The organism is Rhizobium chutanense (genome assembly GCF_002531935.1).
In the GTDB taxonomy this organism is placed as follows: domain Bacteria; phylum Pseudomonadota; class Alphaproteobacteria; order Rhizobiales; family Rhizobiaceae; genus Rhizobium; species Rhizobium chutanense.
Window position 1 is genome coordinate 41,836 of sequence record NZ_NWSV01000011.1, and the last position, 21,596, is coordinate 63,431.

Genomic DNA, 21,596 nt, shown 5'->3' on the forward strand with positions numbered 1-21,596 from the left:
GTGATGAACGCGCGGAGTGACGTCATTCCGACCGGCTTACGCAATCCCCTTGTGCGATACTGATCTACAACCTGAGGAAGGCGATCTGCAATCCCTTTCAGCGTGTGGTCTTTGCAAGTATTGACGGCGCCGAATGCCACGTCCCTGTTGGCCCAAGCCAGACATCGGGATAAACTGGACACCGTACTTCGCTTCTCCTTTAAGGTGGTAAGGTAGCGGATGCCCATCTCGGCGTACTTCAAGGCAGGATTGTTTGTCGTCGCCGCGGCTGTGGCATTGTTCGCGTCGGCCGGCACGATCGCTGTCCCGGGCTTTTGGGCCTATCTCGCGATCTTCGCTGTCGTCATGATCGTTTCGTTCGCGGCGCTCGATCCGGACCTCCTGCGCGAACGCATGCGGCCGGGTGGCAAGAAGCCGCCGCTCTCGCTGAGGGTCTTCTCGCTCGTTCTGTTCATGCACTGGATCGTTGCCGGGCTTGACCGTGGCCGTTTCCATTGGAGCGACAACGTGCCCGATTGGCTTCAGGCCGTTTGCCTGTTCACGGTCGCGGCCGGCTACGCCCTTGCACTATGGGCTATGCGCGTGAACCGATTTTTCTCCTCAGTCATTCGCATCCAGGCCGACCGCGGCCAGCACGTCGTCAGCACGGGACCTTATGCCTTCGTCCGCCACCCCGGCTACACCGCTGGATTTCTGATCATAGCGGCAAGCGGACCCGCGCTCGGATCGTGGCTTGCGGCTGCACTTGTTGTGTTCTTCAGCCTGCCGTTTCTGCTCTACCGCACCATCACGGAGGACCGAGTTCTTCGCGCGGAGCTTGCGGGCTACTCGGATTATGCTGCGCGAGTCCGATGGCGGCTTCTGCCAGGTATTTGGTGAATTGGCGCTTTTGAGACCTTGGTCTGGCGACGTCTACGAGACTAAACAGCGCATCCCGTATGGAACGAAATCAACGTGCGGCGGTTATATGACCGCCTTCCTCCAGCCGAGAGTGATGGTCCCGATGTTGCACGGTCCGAATATGACTCACATGTTCAAGGTCTTTGCATGCGCTGTCGCTGTGGCGACGGCGTCAATGGCCGGCGTCGCCAATGCAGACGAATCGGCTTTTTTGAAAACGCTTGCGGGAAGTTGGAACGGCAAGGGGACGGTGAAAGTGCGGACAAACGCACCCGTCCTGAACGTCACTTGCCAGTTTAAATCGGATACGAATGCCAGATCCCTTTCGCTCAATGGGCGTTGCACCAGCCTCATGGTTTTTTCCCGGGCCATCAGCGCCAACCTCAAGGCCAGCGGCGACAGATACACGGGCTCCTATATCGGCGCCGGGAGCGGCACCGCGGGACTTGGCGGGAGGCGCAATGGGGACGCCATAAACCTCGCGATTAAATGGGCGAAAGAGGTAAATGGCGATCGGCGTGCACAGATGACGATCGAAAAAATTGGCGCGTCCGGCATGCGCCTCACCACAGTCGACACCGACCCCGTGACAGGTCGATCGGTCGTTACAAGCCGCATTGAGCTACGTCGAAGCTGAAGCGGCCATACGTTTAGATTTGTCTTCGCTAATGCAGGTTGATAGAGGAGCGGCGGTGTTATAGTTTCGCGTTCGCAAATCGACGCATGATACAAGGAATGGTTATCTTATGCCGACAGGTACGGTTAAATTCTTCAATGACGACAAGGGCTTCGGCTTTATTACCCCGGAAGGCGGCGGACAGGACGTGTTCGTGCACGTGTCTGCGTTGCAGCGCGGCGGCTCGCTCCGCGAAGGTGACAAGGTCAGCTTCGAGGTCGGACAGGATCGCAAGACCGGAAAATCGAAGGCTGAGAACGTCTCGACCATCTGATCGAAAATCGACGATCCCCAGCCCGCGTTGAGCGGGTTGGGGGGCTCGTCGTCACGATTCGCAGGCGCGAATGCCTGGTTGCCATAAGCCGTCACGGCGGCGATCGAGCTTATATCTGTCGTTTTGGGTATCCGGGACGGCAAGAATGTTTTACGCATTCACTTCGCCGGCTAACGGAGCACGCCGGCTTCATCAGCCGCAACTTTGAATGCCAGTGCGGCCGCAGATGAATCGGCTCGTCCGTCGACGGCGTCCGTGCAGATCCTCTTCGCGACGGCGTAGGATGCCGCCTTCTCGCGCGGCCAACAGGTCATGAGATATGCGAGCGCGTCCCTGCTGCTGCAAATACTCTTGAGGTGGTCGCCATCCCCAATGATGACCTCAACCGGCTCGTCCCAAAAATCGCGGCGCATCGACAGTTCCTCAGCTCTTGCGGCTATCGGCTGAACGTCATCTGCGCGGGCTCGTTCCGGCATGGGACTTTGGTCTTATATGACCCGAAGTCACAGCGGCACGCGTGAGCGATCTCTCATCTTAATCGCAGCGCCCGTGTGCCGAACAGGCTCGGCACACGATTGGTGGGAGCAGCAGCCTGCCGTCAGACCAGTCCCGGCACGACGAACACCAGCCAGGCGACGATCGGGCCGATGATCGCGATCAGCGCGCTGTAGATCAGCAGCTGCCGCAGCACCTGCTCGCGCCTGTCGTCCGGCGCATTGGCGACGACAAGCGCGCCGTTGGTGGAGAATGGGCTGGTATCGACGATCGTCGTCGAGATGGCGATCGCCGCGACCACGCCGACGGCGCTGACATGCCCTTGAAGAAGGAAGGGAACGGCGAGCGGGATGATCGCGCCGAGCAGCGCGGTCGAGGAGGCAAAGGCCGAGACGATGGCGCCGGTAAAGCAGAGCAGGAGCGCCACCAGCAGCGGCATGCCGAGACTGGATATGCCGTTCGCCACATAATCGACCGTCCCGGCCTTCTCCATGACGCCGACATAGGTGATGATGCCGGCAATCAGCAGCACTGTGGACCAACTGACCTTGTCGATGGCCGCCTTCTGCGTTTTCGGCGACAAGAGCGCGAGGGCGACGGCGACGGTCATGGCGACGAGGCCGACGTTGAACTTGAAGACCAGGGCGCCGATGCCAAGCGCCGTCAGGCCGATCAAGGTGGTGATTCTCTCATTGTTGAGGCGCAGCCCCGTCGCGGTATCGGCCGCCGTACCATAGGCATGTTCCCGGATCGGTTTTGCCGGCGTGCCGCCGTGACCTCTGATCGACGCCGATACACCCTCGGGATGCAGTTCGGGCAAGGGACCAAGCGATGCAGGGTTCTGCCTCATCACCTTTGCGCCGCCGAAAATGAAGAAGACCAGCACCGCGATCGCCAGGTTGAAGAAGAAGCTGGAGAGAAACAGCGAGGTCGGCGCGAAAGGCAGGCCGGCCTTCGCAACGATCTGGTTGGTGATCCCGCCATAGATGCTGATCGGCGAAAAGCCGCCCGCCTGCGCGCCGTGGATCACCATCAGGCCCATCATGACCGGGTGAATGCGGTACTGCACGGCAAAGCTCAAGGCGACGGGTGCGAGAATGGCGACCGCGGCGGGGCCGAGAGCACCGAAACCGGTAATGACGGCGGCGACCAGGAACATCACCCAGGGAATCAGGCCGATCCGCCCGCGCACCAGGCGCACGGCATATTCGACGAGCCAGTCGATCGTGCCGTTGATCTGCGCTATGGCGAAGAGGTAGGTGACGGCGACGAGCGTCAGGAACAGATCGCTCGGGAAGCCGTCAAATATATCGTTGGTTTTCATGCCGATGACAAGCGTGCCGAGCACGAAGGCGCCGGCAAAGGCGAGCGCCCCCATATTGATCGGCTGGATCGTCGCAATGACGAACATGGCGACCAGCAGGCCTATGGCCAATAATTCGATACCCATGATTCCCCTCCCTCCGGCGCCTCCAGCGCCGTAGCTGTTGTGTTCAAACTTGATGCGGAATGCCGGCGCACCCTCCTCCCAGAGGGCGGGCGCCTTAGAACAGGATGATTTTAGGCCGGGTCGGCCCAAAATCTGAATCCTGTTCTAAATTAAATAGTTAGAGCATGATGTCGCCCGAAAACCGCTCACACTTTTCGGCATCATGCTCTAGCTCCTGGTGTAAAGATCGGCGTATTGCTGCCGCAGGATATTTTTCTGCACCTTGCCCATCGTGTTGCGCGGCAGGTCCTCGGCGAAGATGATGCGCTTGGGTTGTTTGTAGCGGGCGAGACGGTCCCGGAGAGCGCTGACGATGGTCTTTTCATCCAGGATGGCGCCGGGCTTGCATACGACGACGGCCGTGACGCCTTCTCCGAAATCGGGATGCGGCACGCCGATCACAGCACTCTCGACCACACCGTCGATCTGGTCGATCTCGCCCTCGACCTCTTTCGGATAGATGTTGTATCCGCCCGAAATCACCAGATCCTTGCCGCGGCCGACGATGTTGACATAGCCGTCCCGGTCGATCTTGCCGAGATCGCCGCTGATGAAGAAACCGTCCGCCGTGAATTCCGCCGCCGTCTTTTCCGGCATGCGCCAATAGCCTTTGAAGACGTTCGGCCCCTTGATCTCGATCATGCCGGTTTCTTCAGGCGGCAGCACCAGCCCGGTGGCGGGATCGGTGACGCGCACCGTCACACCAGGCAGCGGGAAACCAACCGTTCCGGCAATCCGTTTTCCCTCGTAAGGGTTCGACGTGTTCATATTGGTTTCCGTCATGCCGTAGCGCTCGAGAATGGCGTGACCGGTGCGGGCCTGGAACTCGGTATGGGTTTCGGCAAGCAGCGGCGCCGAACCGGAGATGAACAGGCGGATGTTGGCGACGACCTCTCTGTCGAGGCGCGGACTTTGCAGGAGACGCACATAGAAGGTCGGTACACCCATCAGCATGGTTGCCTCAGGCATCAACGAAACGACCTCGTCGGCGTCGAATTTCGACAGCAGGAACATCGAGGCGCCGGCGAGCAACGTGACATTCGTGGCGACGAACAGCCCATGGGTATGGAAGATCGGCAAGGCATGGATCAGCCGGTCGTCCGATGTGACGCGCCAATAATCCCGCAAGGTCAGGGCGTTCGAGAGCAGGTTTCCATGGGTAAGCATCGCCCCCTTGGAACGTCCCGTCGTTCCCGAGGTGTAGAGGATCGCAGCCAGATCGTCGGCGGCGCGCGAGGCGTCGACAAAGTCGGCCGGTTCATCGCGGGCGAGATCCAGCAGCGAGCCGCTGCCATCGGCGTCGAGTGTTTCGACGATCGCGCCGTGGGGTTTGGCGATCGTCTCCACGCCTTCCCGGCCAGCCGGCGCCACAACCACCAGACGCGGCTCCGCATCGCCGATAAAATAATCGAGCTCGGCCAGCGTATAGGCGGTGTTGAGCGGCAGGTAGACGGCGCCGGTTCGCAGACAGGCGAGATAGAGGATCAACGCCTCGGCGCTTTTCTCGACTTGCACCGCCACCCGGTCGCCGGGGCGAATGCCGAGCGTGTCCATCGCGCCAGCAAGGCGGCCGGAAAGAGCGAAGGCGTCGTCATAGGTCCATGTGCGGGCGCTATCGATCCGGATGAACGGTGCGTCACCGGGCGCGGCCGCCCGCATGGCGTCGAAAAGATGGTTGCTCACTTGAGCCCTCCTCCAAGCGTTGAATTCATGATCTGTGCGAATGGCCGGGAGCCTTGCTGGCCATTGCCGCCACGGCGGCTTTCGTCGTTCTGGCTGAGCAAGCTCTTGACGGCAGGCGAGGCAATCACTTCGCCGCGCTGCGCCAAGGCCTCGTGGTTGGCCACGATGTCGTCGAGCTTGTAGAGGTAGTTGACCATCAGGCCGTGGGCCTGCTGCATCGCCTTGGCCGAGCGGTCGCCGAGAAAATTCAGTCTTTCAAGCCGAGCGCCGTTGCCGAGATGGAAGCGGGAGACGGGATCGACGGGGCGGCCCTCCGGCGTCCGTTCGGTCAGGAAATAACGCGCCGCAAGCGGCAGCAGCACGCGCTCCACTTCGGCCACGGTCTTCTCGTCGTCGGGCCAGTTCGGATCGTCCAGCGCCGTCGGCGTTTCCGCGCGCGCCTTGGCAAGCCAGCGGGCAAAGCCCGGCACCGGCGACAGCGTGACGAAATTCTTCAGGCCGGGCAGGTCTCTGCGCAGATCCTCCACCACCTGCTTGATCAGGAAGTTGCCGAACGAGATACCGCGCAGGCCATCCTGGCAGTTGGAGATCGAATAGAAGACCGCCGTCGTCGCCTCGTCGGCATTGATCGGCTCCCTGCCCTCGTCGAGCACATCTGCGATCGCGCTCGGCACCGATCGTGTCAGCGCCACCTCCACGAATACCAGCGGCTCGTCGGCCAGGCGGGGGTGGAAGAAGGCAAAGCATCGGCGGTCGGCGGGCGCCAAACGACGTCGCAGCTCCTCCCAGCCGGCGATCTCATGCACGGCCTCGTATTTGATGATCTTTTCAAGGATGTAAGCCGGCGTCGTCCAGTCGATCGGGCGCAGCGTCAGGAAACCGCGATTGAACCAGGAGCCGAACAGGTGGGTAAAGTCGGCGTCAAGCGCGTGATAACCTTCGGATTGGTCTTTGGAAGCAAGCAGTTGCTGGCGCATCCGGACGAGCTTGGCGGTGCCGTTCGGCGCGTGGTTCAATCGGCGCAGAAGCTCCTGTCGCCGCGGCTCGGCTGCCTGGTGGAGAGCAATGACGGCGGCCGAGCTCTTATCGGTGCGGTAGTTTTCGATCGCCTGGTCGAGCCTGGCCGTGTCGGGCCCGAATTTTTCATGCAGCATATTGAGGAATGCCTGCACGCCCTCGCCGTCGAGCGCCTCCCAGCGATCGAGAATCTCGGCCGCAAGCGCCATGCCCGAGGCTTCGCCGCGGCTCGACAGCAGCATTTCACAAAGCGTCTGGAGATCGGCCTTGGCTGCGGCCTGCGTCGCGCGCACACCGGAAAACAGCAGCTGGCGCCCGCGATCGGTGATGCTCTGCAGCATGTCGGTGAAGAAGGAAGCCTCAGACATGACATTCTCCTCTCTTCCGCTGGTCTCTTCAGCCGGCCGGGTGCACGGACCGTTTTAACGGCTGCTTCCCATCGTCGGGTTTCGCCGGTAGTATGTAGAATGCCATTCTTCGTACACGATATCAACAATCGTGTATACAAGAATTGTGTTTATGTATGATGGAGTGAGACGAATGTCCGAAAATGCAGGCCGATGGCTTCGGGATGAAATTGAAAACTCAATTCTTTCCAACGAGTTCGCCCCCGGTGAGCGGCTCGACGAAACGGTGCTTGCGACGCGGTTCGGGGTTTCCCGCACACCGGTGCGCGAGGCGCTGATGCAACTCGATGCGATCGGCCTCATCGAAATCCGGCCGCGCAGAGGCGCTGTCGTCATCGATCCCGGGCCGCACCGCGTCTACGAGATGTTCGAGGTGATGGCCGAGCTGGAGGGCCTGGCCGGGTCGCTCGCTGCCCGACGGCTGGACAAGACCTCCCGGGAAGCGATCACGGCCACCCACAGCCGCTGCGAGCAATCGGCCGGCGCCGGCGACAGCGATGCCTATTATTACGACAATGAGGAATTCCATAAGGCCATCTACGCAGCCGGCCGCAGCGAATTCCTCGAGGAGCAATGCGTGCAATTGCACCGTCGCCTGCGCCCCTATCGCCGCCTCCAGCTGCGCGTGCGCAACCGCCTGTCGACCTCCTTCTCGGAACATTGCGCCATCGTCGATGCAATCTTTGCCGGAGACGGAGACGAAGCCCGCCGCCTGCTGCGGACGCATGTCGGCATTCAGGGCGAGAGGTTCAGCGATCTGGTCGCGAGCATGTCGGCCAGATGAACTTCGTTAGCGACACCACCGCGCATTCGGCAGCAGGTGCTGACGATCAGTCTCTGCCCAATTTAAGGGCAAGTGCCTTTCACTGACCATTGACATTGGAAGCGTTAAGGCCGAAGCCGCACTCGCCCGCACATGCGTGGTCGCTTCGCGAGGATAACAGAGATGAAGACCAAGGCGGCTGCAGCCAATGCCGGAAACCTGATCATGACGGGTATCCTGCTGATGTTGCTCGGCGATCTGCTCTTCGCACTGAACGATGCGATGGGCAAGTGGCTGGTCGCAAGCTTCGCCGTCGGCCAGGTGCTGGTGATCCGCTCGGTCGGCTCCTTCATCGTACTCGGACCGATGATCGCACGGCAAGGGCCGATGGCCCTGTTCCGCGTCGAGCAAAAGGGCCTCCAATTCATACGTGTTCTGATGGCCACCGGCGATGTCGCCCTGTTCTACGCCGCCGTCGCCTATCTGCCCCTCGCAGACGTCATGACCTTCTATATGGCCGGGCCCATCTATATTGCGGCGCTCTCGCATTTCTTTCTCGGAGAAAAGATCGGCTGGCGCCGGTGGCTCGCCGTTCTGGTCGGTTTCACAGGCGTCGTCATCGCGCTGCGCCCCTCCACCGCGATGCTGTCGCTTCCGTCACTCTTCGGCCTTGCAGGCAGCTTGGCCTTCGCGCTGTCGCTTGTCATGAGCCGCTATCTGCGCTCGACCAGCGACACGACGCTGGTGACATGGCAGACGGTTGCCGCCCTTGCCACCGGCATCGTGCTCAGCATTGGCCACTGGCAGTCGGCAACGCTGATCGATTGGTCCGGCATGCTGCTGCTCGGGATCGTCGCCACCTGCGCGCATTTGCTCATCACGCGCTCGCTGAAGCTTGCCCCGGCATCGCTGCTCGCGCCGCTGCAATATACGCTGCTGCTCTGGGCGATCGTGCTCGGCTATGTCTTCTTCAACGATATTCCCGACATGCAGATCGTCGTCGGCGCCGCAATCATCGTCTTTGCCGGCCTGTTCATCTTCCACCGGAAGAACCTGAAGGAGACGGTGCCGGCGGAAGCCGTCCCGCCGGACGGGCATTGAGAGACGAGCCGGATCGGCATTCCGGAATGCGTCTTGCCGATCATCTCTTGCTGGCACCGCTCCGAATATATTCGACTGTCGTCCGCTCGTAAGACCTTTTGTTTTGTCCGATGCGGACTGGACAAGCGCCCTCAGTTCAAGACAGATTATTCGCCATCCCGCCCGCCACGGGAGCCGGACCATCCCGAGCATCGAAATCATCGATTGACCTTCAACAAGGATAGGAAGGCGTCATGAGTTTCAACAACAGCCAAAGTGCGGCAAGATCTGCGGGCCGCGGGCAGCGGCAAGCGCCCCTCACCGTTCGGATAATGTTTCGGGCTGCAAAGGCTGTCTTCGGTTTAGCGTTTCTGCTGGCGACCATATGGGCCTCTCTCGCGCTATTCTACCGTCTGCCGGTTTCCCTGCCGGTCCGAGAGGTCGCGGCAGGCGTCCTCGCGCTGGTCGGTGTTGTCGCGGTAATTTCCATCACCTGGAAGCCGCGCCTCGTTGTTATCCTTCCTTTCGTCCTGTGTTTTGCAGGCATCACCGTGTGGTGGAACTCGATCAAGCCCCCGGTGACGGCCGACTGGGCGGGAGACGTCGCCAGGCAGGTGACAGGCACGGTCGACGGCAACATGCTCACGTTGACCAATGTCAGAAATTTCGCCTGGAAAACGGAGGGCGGTTTTGTGGAGAAATGGGAAACGCGCACCTACGACCTGAACAAGCTCAGGAGCCTCGATTTGTTCATGTCCTATTGGGCAGGACCTGAGATGGCGCACATGATCCTGAGTTTCGGGTTCGATGACGATCAATACCTGGCATGGTCGATCGAGGTGCGGAGAACGGCCGGAGGTAAATTCTCTCCGATCGGCGACCTCTTCAAAAGCAATCCCCTCGTCATCATCGCGGCCGCCGAAAGTGACGTCATTCGTGTCCGATCCGACATACGCGGCGAGGACGTCCAGCTCTTTCGCATGCGCGTTCCGCCGGCCAATGCCGCACGGCTGCTCCTGCAATATGTGAGCGATGCCAACACGCTCGCCGAACACCCGCGCTTCTATAACTCGCTCACCACCAACTGCACCACGACTGCCGCCAAAATGATGCGGGCCGTCGGCGCTACATTTCCGTTCGATTGGCGGCTGATCGTGAACGGTTACCTTCCGGAATTCGCCTATGACCGGAAAGCGCTCGACATGAAGCTGCCGTTTGAGGAGCTGAAAGCGGCGGCGCATATCGCCGCACGGGCAAAAGGCGCCGACGCCTCCGGGGATTTTTCGAAAGCGATCCGTGAGGGTGTGCCGTCACCGCTCGATTGAACGGCGCATTGGCCCACGAAAGTTGGAATCGACGGCGCCCGAAATCGCTGACACTTTCGCCGTCATGGCCTAACTAATCCTCACCCCCGGGCGGCTCCCAGCCGAAGACGCTGCGGCCGCCGAAATCGGCGGATTGGCGGAATTCGCCGGCGATGATTTCCTTGAGGTCGGGGCCGGTGACATAGCGTTCCATCTGCCGGGATTGTTCATCCAGGCGCCTGAGCGCCTGCAGCTCCTCCTCCCGCCCGAGCCTGCCTTTCTGCACCGCCGATTTCATCACGCCGATCGTCTCGTCATAGACCTTGAGCGGCACCGGGAAAGGATGGCGGTCCTTACCGCCATGGGCGATCGAAAAACGTGCCGGATCGGAAAAGCGACAGGGCGCGCCGTGCACGACTTCCGCCACCATCGCCAGCGCCCTCACCGTGCGGGCGCCGACGCCGGGAACGAGCAGCAGTTCCTGGAAGTCCGCCGGCCCGCGATCGGCGGCGGCGGCCAGATTTCCATGAAGGCGGCGCATATGCACATCGCTCTCGCGCACGTCGTGGTGGGCGGGCATGATGAGATGCGGCAGCATCGGCTGTGCGGCGGGCTCGGGTGCGGGCTCTTCGGTGCGCAGCAGCGCGGCGGCCTCGCGGACGATCCTGTCGGGACCGAGCGTTGCCAGCAGGTCGAGCTGACCGCGCCGCGAGCGCTCGGCGCGCCTGTCGGCGAGATTGACGATCTCGCCCTGGCTCCGTCCCTCGATCGCCGCATGCGGCGAGTCGACGAAACTCTCGAGTCCTTCCGACAGCCAGTGATAACGCCGGGCCTGCCGCCTGTCGCCGTTCATGCCCTGCTGCACAACCACCCAATGACCGTCATCGGCGATGATAAAGCCATGGAGATAAAGGTCGAAGCCGTCCTGGAGGGCGGCGCTGTCGACCTTGGCAATGAGACGGCTCGTCATGGCCAGTCCCTCCCCGTCGAGGCCGACGCGCTCGCCGATCGAGACGAGTTCCTGCGGGGTCTTGCGCGATTGCGCGCCACGTCCGCCGCAGACATGCAGGCCGAGTTCGCCGGCACGCGGCTTCAGCCCGCGCTTCAGCGCGCCGAGAACGCTCGTCGTAATGCCGGAGGAATGCCAGTCCATGCCCATCACGGCGCCGAAGGACTGAAACCAGAAGGGATGCGCGAGCCTGCGCAGGAATTCGTCGCGGCCATAGTGATGGATGATCGCCTCGGTGATCAGCGTGCCGAGCCGCGTCATCCGGTCGCCGAGCCAATGCGGCACACGTCCCCCGTGAAGCGGGAGATCGGCGCTGCCTACTCGTTGTGACATTTCTTTTCCTATACCCTCTACGCCCGAACGCTGATGCACCGCAGCCTCCTGCCCTCGGGAACCGTGTGAAACTTCAAGCGTTTGCTTTCAGTCAAACGGCCGAGGCAAACATGAGCGCATTCGAAACCACATCCGAACAAGCGTACCTGACCCGAACAAAAGCGCAACATCCGGGCAGCGAAAAAGAGGGAAATACGGCATTGCGGCTCCAAGGACGCGCAGAAAAAGCCGCCTTTCTGATCAACGGCAACCAATATTTTGCTGAAATTTCGCGAACGTTGCGGCAGGCGCGGCGCGCCGTCTGGATCATCGGATGGGATTTCAATCCCGACATCCTGTTGGAACCGGAAAAATCCGACGAAACATTGGCCGATCTTCTGCATTCCCTGGCCGAGGCAAATCCCGAGCTCGAAATACGCATCCTCATCTGGGCGCTCGGGCCGATCTATTCGGGAAAATCCCTACAGGTGCTTCGCAAGAAGAATTTTCCCAGGAATGCGCGGATCGACCTGCGCTTCGAACTTCAGAGCGCCCTTCGCGGCTGTCATCATCAGAAACTCGTCTGCATCGACGATGCGGTCTCCTTCATCGGCGGCATCGACCTGACATCGCGGCGATGGGACACCCGGCGTCATCGCGCGACGGAAAAGATGCGCCGCGACCCTGAAGGCGTTTCCTATGATCCGCTGCACGATGTTCAGGCGATGGTTACGGGCGACGCCGCCCGGCTGATCGGCGATATCGCCAGGCGACGCTGGGAAAACGCCACCGGCGAAAACCATATGCCACTTGCCGAGCGGGCGCCCTTCTCCTGGCCGGACGATCTTGCCGTCTCGCTGCGGGAAATCCCGGTCCGCTTCGTCCTTACGGAACCCTCGACCACTTCGCGCGCCGGCGTCAGCGACGGCATCACATCGACGCTCGATATCATCGCCCGGGCGCAGCGCCAGCTCTATATCGAAGCTCAATACCTCGCCTCCTTCCGCGTCGCCGACGCCATTGCCGCACGGCTGCAGGAGGAGGACGGGCCAGAGGTCGTCGTCATTTGCACGCGTAGCGCTCACGGGCTGATCGAAAAGCTCGTCATGGGCAGCAACCGCGACCGCGTCATCCGCCGCCTCAAACGCGCCGATCGCGCAAACCGCTTGCGGGTCTACTATCCCGTTGTGCCCGGGCCGCCGGTGCCGGCGGCGGCCAGCGAGGTCGAGGTGCTCATCCATTCCAAGCTGCTGATTGCCGACGACGAATTGGTCCGCATCGGCTCTTCCAATCTCAACAATCGGTCGGAAGGTCTTGATTCAGAATGCGATCTGCTCCTTGAGGCCGGAAACGGCGAACAGCGTCGCGCAATTGCGAGCCTGCGCGACCGCCTGCTGGCGGAATATCTCGGAACGGCTCCCGAGACTTTTGCCGCGGTCTGCGCGGAGAGAGGCTCGATGATCCAGGCGGTCGACGCGCTGAACGACGGGCCTCGCGGCCTTCGGGATTTCAGGGTCGAACCGTCCGGCAGCATCTCGCCGATTACAGGCACGGCGATCTTCGACCCGGCCCGGCCTTTCATGCCCTTACACCGACTGGGCCTCCGCGCGCTCGTCCGCCTCTTCGTCCGCCCCGCCTGACCGCCGGAACACCACCTCGGTGATGAGAAGAAGCGTTGTGCCGAGCGCCAGCGGAATGAAGAAATAGGTGCAACGGAACGCAATCAGCGCGCCGATCGAGGCCTCTTGCGGCACGGCATAGGAGACCGTCGCTTCCAGCACACCGAGACCGCCCGGCACGTGGGTTGCAAGGATCGCCGAATTGGCGAGAACATAAGCCGTCACCGAGCGGAAAAAGGCGACGTCGCCAAAGACCGAGAGCATTTGGTGCAGGCAGGCGGAAACGAACATGAAATTGATTGTCCCGATCCCGATCTGCGCGACGGCGATCGAAAATCGCGGCAGCTGGAACGACCAGCGCCACAGGCGCAGCCTGCCGCGGATAAAAAACGCCAGGCCGGCATAGGTGGCCGGAACGATCAGCGCCATCGCGCCCAAGAGGCGAGCACTCACCGCGTCGAGGCGCAGCAGACGCGCTGCATCCTCGGGATTGACGATCAGGGCAAGGCTGCCGAGGGTGATGAGCCCAAGCCCCACCGTGACACCGCAAAACAGGATGATCTTCGCCACGTCCTCCGTCGTCAGGCCCCAGCGGGAATAATATCGATAGCGAAAGGCGCCGCTGCTCAGCCCGGCAAAGCCGATATTGTGGCCGAGCGAAAGGCTGATGAACGAGGCCAGCGCGATCTTCCGATAAGGCAGGGACTTGCCGAGTGAACGGATCGCCAGGAGATCGAAGCAGCTGAGGCAGAGATAGGATGCCGCAGCAAAGAAAAGCGCCATGCAGAAATTCGAAAAAGGGATACTCCCAACCGACTTGACGATCTGCTCCAGGCTGTACTGCTGAAATATGCGGTAGAGAAGAAAGATCGCAAGGCAAAGGGCGGCTAGGAGCAGTCCATTCCAGATTATGCTTTTCAAGCTCATCGATCATTCCATTTCGGGGTGCGAGCGCCCAACGCATCGTGCTTTCCGCAAGAAGGCACGGTGCGCCAGGCTCGATTATCCGGAACGATCAAACGAGTTCTGTGTTCCCCCGCAGGAGCACTTCGCTGTTCTCCCCGGGAAACGCGTTCTGAGTTGGGACGAACGAGCTTTCAGCAGATCTATGCCGGATAAATCGATCAAACTCCTGACCTATAATGTGCACAGCTGCATCGGCAGCGACCGGAAGCTCGATCCCGGTCGCATCGCTTCCGTCATTGCCGAAGCGGAGGCAGACATCGTGGCACTTCAGGAGGTCGACGTCTCAAGGCGCAGGACCGGCGGCGTCGACCAAGCGCATGCGATCGCCTCGCTTCTGAAGATGCAGGCACATTTCCACCCGGCATTGTCTATCGCCGAAGAGCAGTATGGCGATGCGATCATCACCGCGCTGCCGACAGGCGCGGTGAAGGCCGGCCCGCTCCCGTCCATCGGCGAACAGCGCGGCGCGCTTTCCGTCGAAATCCTGGTCGACGACCGGAAGCTGCTCGTCGTCAACACCCATCTCGGCCTTCGCGGGCGCGAGCGTATCCGGCAGATGACGACCCTGTTGAACGCGGGTTGGCTGCGCGGGAGCGCGGACGAATCCCTTCCCGCGATCCTCTGCGGCGACTTGAATGCCATTCCGTCATCGGCAACGTACAGGCTGGCTGCGCGGTCGTTGAAGGACGCCCAGCTCGCAGGCAGCACCGCGCCGAGAGCGACCTTTCCCGCGCGTTACCCGCTGATGCGCCTCGACCATATCTTCGTAACCGACGATCTCGTCGTGAAAAGATCGGCGGTCCTGGAAAACCGGCTGACGAGAGTGGCATCCGATCACCTCCCTCTGCTCGCGGAAATCGGCTTCGCCTGAGCGCCGGTGTCGTGCCGGCTCCGGGATCCGCCCGAAAAACGACATTCACCAGCACTCACAACGACATTGAAACGAATATTTCACAAATTTCATGGTATGGAATATTCATTCCGCCATGACGACATGCGTCCGGGCGGGAAGTGCAGTCGGTTCGAGCGGATCAGAGCGAAATCGATTGTTCTCCTGGAGGAAGAGGAGGGGTTGATGTTGGGCAGGCTGTTGTCACGTGTGCGCATCCAGACGCAGGTGATGGTATTCATCGTTCCGTTCATCTTGAGCATCATGGCCGTGGGCGCGATGGGCCTTTATGCTTCGAGCCTGCTTCAGGGGCGGATGGATATTTCCAACTCCGTCCTGCAGTCCTTAAGCGGCTTTCGCAATCTATCCGCCGCAATGGCCGAATTCCTGGCCAACGCCACGCAGGAAAACCGGGACCTTGTCACCGCAAAGCTTGCCGATCAGCGCAGCCTTCTGAGATCCGGCCTCGACCGGCTTGCCGCGGATCGCAGCGGCAAGCAGGAACTGGAACAGACGCTCTCTTCCATCGACGGAATTTCCGCACGCATGGACTCGCTGTGGCAGCTTCAGGAGAGCCGTACCGCCCTCCTCGCCGACCTCCAGAAGGCGCTGAGCGTCGTTGTCTCCTCTCAGACCGATATTGTCGAAGGCTCCAAGGTTCTCCAGCGGGCTGCTGACATGAAAGAAGATGAAGCGCGCAATACGCTGGGCGATGCCCAGCGCATATCGGACTTCGTCTCTTTCGCCCAATCATTGAACGACAAGGCTCAAGCCGCAGGCCCGATCGGCGGTCCTGATATGGAGGAGCTTGGCCGGCAGCAGCGGGTTGTCGGAATGGGGCTTGGCGGCGAGGCGCCGGAGGCCAAAAAGGCGATCGATGATGCCATTGCTGCCTTGAGGCCGCTGATCGAAGCCACCGGCCAGGCCGAGGAGCGCGCAGCCGGCATCAAGGATGCAACGGGTCAGATCGTCGTCAGGCTGCCCGAATTGCAGACGGTCGCCGCACGGAGGCTGAAGGCGGTAACGGATAACGCGGCCGAGACCGCCAAATCGGTCGAGCGCGCCAAGACCAGCCAGAGAGACGGCCAGAAACTGACGACCTCGGCATACGTGATCCAGATCGTCATGGCGAAACTGACGCTCGCCCCGACCGATGCCAATCTCCAGCGGCTTTCTCAGGAAATCACGGCTGTCAGGAAAGGGTTGGACATGCTGATTTCCAACGCCGGCGGCGTTGCGCAATTCGACAACCTCAAGCCGAAGCTCCTGCCGGCGCTGGACAAGATGCAGAAGGCCGCCGCCGACCTCGTCCGCGTCAGCGCGCAGCGCCAGGACGAATTCCGCGCCGCAGCCGCCGATGTGGACGGCATGTGGTCGCAGCTGACGGCCTTCGCCGAAATGCAGCGGCAGAACGCGGCCGAAGAGCGCACCGACGCCAATTCCATGTCTCTCGGCACGACGATCCTCGGCGTGGTGATCGCAGTCCTCGCCGGCATCGGGCTGACCGTCACGCTCAAGGGCCCGATCAACCAGATCACCTCGGCCATGCGGCGGCTCGCCGACGGCAAGCTCGAAACCTCGATCGTCGGTGATAACAGGGCCGATGAAATCGGCGACATGGCCCGTGCGCTCGGGGTCTTCAAGAACAATGCCATCGCCAAGGTCGAGATCGAGGAACGCAGCGAGATCGAACGGACAAGGGCCGAAGAGGAGAGGCACCGCAACGACGAAGAAAAACGCGCGGTCGAGCAGCAGATCGACTTTGCGGTCACGGCACTGGCCGAAGGTCTCGGGCGCCTGGCGCGGGGCGATATTTCGCAGACCATCGCAACGCCCTTCTTCGGGCGGCTGGAGCAGCTTCGCAACGATTTCAATTCGTCGCTGCTTCGCCTGCAGGAAACGATCGACCAGATCCGCACCAATACCCGTATGATCGAAGGAAATGCCGGCCAGATGGATCTGGCCGCAGGCAACCTGGCAAAACGCACCGAACAGCAGGCCGTCGCACTGGAAGAGATCGCCGCGGCCATCGAGGAAATCACCACCACGGTTCGTTCGTCCGCGCTCTGCGCCGACGATGCCCGCCAGATCATCAATGACACCAAAGAGACGGCCGATTCCTCATCCGAGGTAGTTGCCAGCGCTATCGACGCGATGGGCAAGATCGAAACGGCTTCCGAAGAGATCGTGCAGATCATCGGCGTCATCGACGAGATCGCATTCCAGACGAACCTGCTCGCGCTCAACGCCGGCATCGAAGCGGCCCGCGCCGGCGAGGCTGGAAAAGGTTTTGCGGTCGTGGCTCAGGAAGTCCGCGATCTCGCCCAGCGCTCCGCCGAAGCCGGCCAGCGGATCAAGCAGCTGATCGGGCGCTCGCGGGCCGAGATTACCAATGGCGCGCGTGTCGTGCGCGAAACGAGTGAAGTCCTCGGAAACATTTCCGCAAAAGTGGTCACCGCCTCCGAGCAGATGGACGTCATTGCCCGCTCGAGCAGGGAGCAGTACAACGCCCTGCACGAAGTCAATTCCTCGGTGAACCGGATGGACCAGATGACGCAGCAGAACGCTGCCATGGTCGAGGAAACCAGTGCGGCGACGAAGGAACTTGCCGACGAGACGAGGACGCTCCTGCAGCTCATCGACCAGTTTCAACTGGATGAAACGCACAAACAACGCGTAGCCGCGGCATAGCGCGATGCGCGTCAGTGACGGCTGTAGAGCGGCGGCATCACCTCTTCGTCGGCGAACTCCGGATAGAGACGCCTGCGCATGCGGTCGAGCGCCTCCGCTTCCCTGCGGTTTCGTTCCAAGAGAACGGCGGTGACGTCCTTGTAGGGCGTGCCGTCCGACAAGGCGACGCGGACCGTAGCGCCCTGCGAGAGAAAGTCGCAGAACGACCGTACCGAGCGCAGACGCGTGGTAATCTCGATGTAGCGGTCGTCATGTCCAGCCATGTTCGTCTCCCTTTTGAAAATAAGATCTCACTAATATTTCGGCAAGAAGATGGCGCCCGTTTCAATTCGCTTCGAGACCTGACCGACCAAGGGCATCGCCGTCGTTGCTACGGTCCCCAGAGGTAGCCGCCTGATACCCCTCGTGACGACGAATGCCGCCGCCATTGCGCCGGCCAGCTTGAGCCAGGGCTGCGTGCCGAGCTGTGCTTGCGCGCTTGCATCGGCCCACCGCAGGTTCTGCGCAACCACGGTCGCCGCCTGACGCCGGATCACATGAAGGCGAGCACGGAGGTTTTCGAGTTCTTCCCTCAGGTCTCGCAGACGGCTTTCCAACGCATGATGATCGGAGGCCGGGAGGGCGGTATCGACGAGACCTTCAACCGGAACACGGCCACCGAGCGTCGCAACATATGCCCGATATTCGGCCTGGCTCGCAAAACCCTCACGCCTGATCAGATCGGGATTGGCGTTCGCCTCTTCGAAGGCAGCCGGTGCGGTGCCGGCACTGTCGCGCATACCCTCGTTTATACCGATATCGCCGAGTTCGTCCTTGAACATGATGCATCTCCAGCTATTTCCTGGCGATAGAACGCTCGAGGGCTCAAAAGGATGCATTCGGCCGCCGACGCCAACTGGGCCAGCGTCACCGTTGCGCCGATTATCATCTTCGGCCAGCACGACTTCGAGATGGGCAGGTCGCCGCCGCGTCGCGGTTTCCCTGGAACTGCTCTAATCGTAGAGCTCGCCGTGACCGATCTGCTCCTGCCTGGCAGTGTCGCTGCTCACATTATCTTCGGCCGGATCGGGATCTTTCTTGTTGGCATCACTCAGAAACTGCGCAGCCTTAAGGATCGCGGCGGTTATCTCTTCGGTTGCCCATCCGGCTTCATTGGCGGCTGCAATCAACCCTTCCAGAGCGTCGCGCGCGGCAATGGTCGCCTCTTCGAAGCGCGGCACGACAGCTTCGGTTTTCGGTGGTGGAAAGGTCATCGGCATTCCCTCCGTGGCTCTGGCTGTTGGAGATGAACGCAGGCCGCGGGAAATGGATGCACGATCACGCCGATTTAATGAACGGATGCCTGTCCACGCAAAGCAGACAAGAGCCGGCACCGATTCCCGCCTCAGATGACGGTCTGCAACAGAAACGGCGAACGCTCCAGCGGACGCTGGGCAAGAATCCTCAGCATTGCAGGGCCCTGTATCCCGGTCGTCGTTGTCGAGCGGCCGTCGTGATAGACCACCGTCATCACTCGGCTCAGGCTATCGTACCTGATCTCGGCGATCGTGCGCGTGTGAACCGGAAAGATGAATTCGTGGGGCTGAGATTTTCGCCCGGAGGTCTTCGAGGTCATCGTCATGCCTCAGCCAAACAATAGCAGGATTGACCCGGCTGTCCCCAGCTCGGGACGAGCGTGATAGTCGGCAGCACATCCCTCATCGCGTGTCTCCAACACACCGGAAAATCGATCGAACAACAAGACCGCCAGTTCCGGCAATCGGACCGGCGGCGCATGAGACCTCGGCCTCACCCAACGATAACGATCAAGCACATATTGTTTCCACGGTCGCGTGACATCGGCGTGACACGCGGACCGCGGCTCGAAAATTCCAGAACGGGCTTCGTGCAGTCTCAGTTCCCTGGAACAGGATGAACGGGCTGTCGCCTAAACCACTTAGAGGCGGCGGCCGTTCGTCAATGCAATGTTCTCGCTGTCCCGTGAACCGGGGCGGTCTGCGGCCAGCATTCGACGGACCGTGCAAGCGACCGAATGGCTTCATCCACGACGAAAACCGCATCCCCGAGCCGTTCGATCTCGTAATCGAGCTCGTACATCTCAACTTCGTCCAGGCCCTTACTGTCCAGTAGCCGCCTGCTTGCCTCGATCAGGCGCTCCGTACGCCCAACAATATCAAGGGCGTCTCGTATGATGATGTCGAGCATGCAGTTGCCCTCGCTTGGATGATTAAGTGTCGGGCATAACGGGCATGCTGACAATCCCGAAATCTTGTCAGATGCGCTCGCGGACGGTGTCGTAAAATTCCCTCAGATCGCGTAGCGCCAGTTGATGGCGCGGCAGGGAGGCGCGGCGCGCAGCGAAGACGAACGCAGCCGCAGCAGCCGCAAGAACGAGGAGCGTCGAGGCCGGATAGCGCTTCACCGCCACTTCTGTCTGACGCATTGCCTTCCCGGCACCACCCTTTACCAATCGGGCGCCATCGAGGAACTGCTGCTGGAGCGCGTCGATTTGCTGTCGCAGCGTGTTCAGCTCCTCCTGCAGACCATGGTCAGGCTGCCGGGGAATGCCGACAGAGGCGGTGACGGTGTCGATGACAGCCTTCGGGACCGGCTCGCCTATCCTCGCTCCTTTGGTGTCGAGCGTCGTCGTCTGACTGCTCTTGCGTCGCGGCATGATCAATTCTCCTTCTCCAGGGCAGCGCGCAAAATCGCTTCCGCACTTTTGCTCTAGTCGTCGTCGAGCGAGAAGATCGGCCGGTAGTGGCGCTCGGCGATGAGCAAGCTCCGGTCGGGCCGGATGATGTAAATTTCCTCGACCTCGCGCCCCCACTGATCTGTGAAGCTGTGCGGGAAGGAAGAACCGGCAGGCGATTTCGTCAGCTTCGTGCGAGGCTGACCATTATAGGTAATGCTGCCCGGAATGGGGGCCAGCCCCGTCGACGAGTAATTGCCTGAGCCGGTCGTGCAGCCCGTCAATGCAACGGCGAAAATCAGCCCAAATCCCATGCTCCGCCTCATCGAACCCTCCCGCTGCCTCGTCCTTCCCGCATCACTGATTTTATCGCCAGTGTAACAGGGGACGACAGACATTGTTCCAGAATTCGGCAGAAGGCCGAGCAAATCGCCCGCAACCGGAACAACCGCGCAATCGCCTCGATCGGCAAACCGGCGTCGGGCGGGCGTTCGCTCGCCCCTTGCCGGACAGCCTCTGCCCCGGCAATTCAACATCAGCCCGAGCCCAAAGCCCGTCTGTCGCGTTAGTTGGCCGCCGACGCGCCGCTCTAGCGGCCGTTCACCTTTCGCCAGTCCGCAAAGAGCGCCAGATTGCTTTCGTCGGTGGCCGGATAGAGACCGATGATCGTATGTCCTTGCTTGACGCGCTCGGTGACGAAATCCTCGTAAGCGGTCATCTCGACCGCTTCGTCAGCGACTTCGTCAGCGATCTCGGCTGGGATGACGATCACGCTGTCGTCGTCGCCGACCATGATGTCGCCCGGAAAGACCGCCACATCCCCGCAACCGATCGGCACATTGATGTCGATCGCCTCGTGGAGCGTGAGATTGGTCGGGCTGGAGGGACGATGATGATAGGCGGGAATCTCAAGACCGCCGATGGTCATGGCGTCGCGGAAGCCGCCGTCGGTGACGACGCCGGCACCGCCGCGCATCATCAGGCGGGTAATCAGGATGTCGCCGGCGGACGCCGCGCGCGGATCCTTGCGGCTGTCCATCACCAGAACATGGCCTTCCGGACAGGTCTCGATGGCAAGCCGCTGCGGATGTTTCGGGTTGCGAAAGACGTTCATGGCGTTGCGGTCCTCCCGCGCCGGCATGTAACGCAGCGTGAAGGCCGGCCCGACCATATTGCGGCCCTTCGGCTGCACCGGCCGAACGTCCTGAACCGTCTGGTTTTTCAGACCGCGCTTGAACAGCGCCGAGCAGAGCGTCGCGACGGAGACACTCATCAGCTTTTCGCGGGTTGCGGGGTTCATAATTCCTTCTCCTCATTCAAATTCAGACGC

23 protein-coding genes are annotated in these 21,596 nt (G+C 61.3%); 9 read left to right on the forward strand and 14 right to left on the reverse strand.

Annotated features, from left to right (window positions below):
* The first annotated feature begins 219 nt into the window (after window positions 1-219).
* From CO666_RS18005 to CO666_RS18015, 3 genes are all read left to right on the forward strand, one after another.
* Window positions 220-879, forward strand: coding sequence for a methyltransferase family protein (locus CO666_RS18005; RefSeq protein WP_097613548.1), 660 nt, complete (start codon window positions 220-222; stop codon window positions 877-879).
* Between the two features lie 151 nt (window positions 880-1,030).
* Window positions 1,031-1,537, forward strand: coding sequence for a hypothetical protein (locus tag CO666_RS18010; protein WP_097613677.1), 507 nt, complete (start codon window positions 1,031-1,033; stop codon window positions 1,535-1,537).
* Window positions 1,538-1,646: 109 nt separating this feature from the next.
* Window positions 1,647-1,850 carry a cold-shock protein gene (locus CO666_RS18015; RefSeq protein WP_097613550.1) on the forward strand — a complete coding sequence of 68 codons (204 nt, stop codon included), beginning with the start codon at window positions 1,647-1,649 and terminating at the stop codon, window positions 1,848-1,850.
* 170 nt (window positions 1,851-2,020) lie between these two features.
* On the opposite strand, the gene CO666_RS18020 is transcribed toward CO666_RS18015, so the two are convergent.
* The 4 genes from CO666_RS18020 to CO666_RS18035 all read right to left on the reverse strand — a co-directional run bounded on the left by CO666_RS18020 (window position 2,021) and on the right by CO666_RS18035 (window position 6,902).
* On the reverse strand, window positions 2,021-2,263 hold the full coding sequence (locus CO666_RS18020; protein WP_097613552.1) for a DUF982 domain-containing protein: 243 nt from the start codon (window positions 2,261-2,263) through the stop codon (window positions 2,021-2,023).
* Between the two features lie 185 nt (window positions 2,264-2,448).
* Window positions 2,449-3,795: an SLC13 family permease gene (locus CO666_RS18025; RefSeq protein ID WP_097613554.1), complete on the reverse strand. Its 1,347-nt coding sequence runs from the start codon at window positions 3,793-3,795 to the stop codon at window positions 2,449-2,451.
* Between the two features lie 207 nt (window positions 3,796-4,002).
* Window positions 4,003-5,517: a malonate--CoA ligase gene (locus tag CO666_RS18030; RefSeq protein WP_097613556.1), complete on the reverse strand. Its 1,515-nt coding sequence runs from the start codon at window positions 5,515-5,517 to the stop codon at window positions 4,003-4,005.
* Window positions 5,514-6,902: a malonyl-CoA decarboxylase gene (locus tag CO666_RS18035; protein ID WP_097613559.1), complete on the reverse strand. Its 1,389-nt coding sequence runs from the start codon at window positions 6,900-6,902 to the stop codon at window positions 5,514-5,516. The genes CO666_RS18030 and CO666_RS18035 overlap by 4 nt, the downstream gene beginning before the upstream one ends.
* 172 nt (window positions 6,903-7,074) lie before the next feature.
* Here CO666_RS18035 and CO666_RS18040 point away from each other — a divergent pair, with 172 nt between their 5' ends.
* The 3 genes from CO666_RS18040 to CO666_RS18050 all read left to right on the forward strand — a co-directional run bounded on the left by CO666_RS18040 (window position 7,075) and on the right by CO666_RS18050 (window position 10,109).
* Window positions 7,075-7,725 carry a GntR family transcriptional regulator gene (locus CO666_RS18040; RefSeq protein ID WP_097613561.1) on the forward strand — a complete coding sequence of 217 codons (651 nt, stop codon included), beginning with the start codon at window positions 7,075-7,077 and terminating at the stop codon, window positions 7,723-7,725.
* 162 nt (window positions 7,726-7,887) lie between these two features.
* Complete coding sequence (locus CO666_RS18045; protein WP_097613563.1) at window positions 7,888-8,805, forward strand: DMT family transporter; 918 nt, start codon at window positions 7,888-7,890, stop codon at window positions 8,803-8,805.
* A gap of 311 nt (window positions 8,806-9,116) precedes the next feature.
* On the forward strand, window positions 9,117-10,109 hold the full coding sequence (locus CO666_RS18050) for an Lnb N-terminal periplasmic domain-containing protein (protein ID WP_097613565.1): 993 nt from the start codon (window positions 9,117-9,119) through the stop codon (window positions 10,107-10,109).
* A 73-nt stretch (window positions 10,110-10,182) separates the two neighbouring features.
* On the opposite strand, the gene CO666_RS18055 is transcribed toward CO666_RS18050, so the two are convergent.
* On the reverse strand, window positions 10,183-11,430 hold the full coding sequence (locus CO666_RS18055; RefSeq protein ID WP_097613567.1) for a DUF763 domain-containing protein: 1,248 nt from the start codon (window positions 11,428-11,430) through the stop codon (window positions 10,183-10,185).
* A 110-nt stretch (window positions 11,431-11,540) separates the two neighbouring features.
* Here CO666_RS18055 and CO666_RS18060 point away from each other — a divergent pair, with 110 nt between their 5' ends.
* Window positions 11,541-13,049 (forward strand): phospholipase D-like domain-containing protein, encoded by a 1,509-nt coding sequence (locus CO666_RS18060; protein WP_097613569.1) that lies wholly within the window; start codon window positions 11,541-11,543, stop codon window positions 13,047-13,049.
* On the opposite strand, the gene CO666_RS18065 is transcribed toward CO666_RS18060, so the two are convergent.
* Window positions 12,996-13,955: a lysylphosphatidylglycerol synthase domain-containing protein gene (locus CO666_RS18065; RefSeq protein ID WP_097613571.1), complete on the reverse strand. Its 960-nt coding sequence runs from the start codon at window positions 13,953-13,955 to the stop codon at window positions 12,996-12,998. The two genes, CO666_RS18060 and CO666_RS18065, sit on opposite strands and share 54 nt — an antisense overlap.
* Window positions 13,956-14,136: 181 nt before the next feature.
* On the opposite strand from CO666_RS18065, the gene CO666_RS18070 reads away from it, so the two are divergent.
* Together CO666_RS18070 and CO666_RS18075 are read left to right on the forward strand one after the other, a co-directional pair.
* A complete protein-coding gene (locus CO666_RS18070) occupies window positions 14,137-14,865 on the forward strand; it encodes an endonuclease/exonuclease/phosphatase family protein (protein WP_097613573.1) in 729 nt (242 codons plus the stop codon).
* A 204-nt stretch (window positions 14,866-15,069) separates the two neighbouring features.
* Window positions 15,070-17,574, forward strand: coding sequence for a methyl-accepting chemotaxis protein (locus CO666_RS18075; RefSeq protein ID WP_097613678.1), 2,505 nt, complete (start codon window positions 15,070-15,072; stop codon window positions 17,572-17,574).
* Between the two features lie 11 nt (window positions 17,575-17,585).
* Here the strand turns inward: CO666_RS18075 and CO666_RS18080 are convergent, their stop codons facing one another.
* The 8 genes from CO666_RS18080 to CO666_RS18115 all read right to left on the reverse strand — a co-directional run bounded on the left by CO666_RS18080 (window position 17,586) and on the right by CO666_RS18115 (window position 21,566).
* Complete coding sequence (locus CO666_RS18080) at window positions 17,586-17,837, reverse strand: hypothetical protein (protein WP_097613575.1); 252 nt, start codon at window positions 17,835-17,837, stop codon at window positions 17,586-17,588.
* Between the two features lie 30 nt (window positions 17,838-17,867).
* Window positions 17,868-18,395: a hypothetical protein gene (locus tag CO666_RS18085; RefSeq protein WP_097613577.1), complete on the reverse strand. Its 528-nt coding sequence runs from the start codon at window positions 18,393-18,395 to the stop codon at window positions 17,868-17,870.
* Between the two features lie 171 nt (window positions 18,396-18,566).
* Window positions 18,567-18,827: a hypothetical protein gene (locus CO666_RS18090; RefSeq protein WP_097613679.1), complete on the reverse strand. Its 261-nt coding sequence runs from the start codon at window positions 18,825-18,827 to the stop codon at window positions 18,567-18,569.
* Window positions 18,828-18,958: 131 nt separating this feature from the next.
* Window positions 18,959-19,189 (reverse strand): hypothetical protein, encoded by a 231-nt coding sequence (locus CO666_RS18095; RefSeq protein WP_097613579.1) that lies wholly within the window; start codon window positions 19,187-19,189, stop codon window positions 18,959-18,961.
* Window positions 19,190-19,530: 341 nt separating this feature from the next.
* A complete protein-coding gene (locus tag CO666_RS18100; protein WP_097613581.1) occupies window positions 19,531-19,779 on the reverse strand; it encodes a hypothetical protein in 249 nt (82 codons plus the stop codon).
* 67 nt (window positions 19,780-19,846) lie between these two features.
* Window positions 19,847-20,248: a hypothetical protein gene (locus tag CO666_RS18105; RefSeq protein ID WP_097613680.1), complete on the reverse strand. Its 402-nt coding sequence runs from the start codon at window positions 20,246-20,248 to the stop codon at window positions 19,847-19,849.
* A 53-nt stretch (window positions 20,249-20,301) separates the two neighbouring features.
* On the reverse strand, window positions 20,302-20,592 hold the full coding sequence (locus tag CO666_RS18110) for a hypothetical protein (RefSeq protein WP_097613583.1): 291 nt from the start codon (window positions 20,590-20,592) through the stop codon (window positions 20,302-20,304).
* Window positions 20,593-20,855: 263 nt separating this feature from the next.
* Window positions 20,856-21,566, reverse strand: a complete 711-nt coding sequence (locus CO666_RS18115; protein ID WP_097613585.1) for a ribonuclease activity regulator RraA — start codon at window positions 21,564-21,566, stop codon at window positions 20,856-20,858.
* Window positions 21,567-21,596 lie beyond the last annotated feature (30 nt).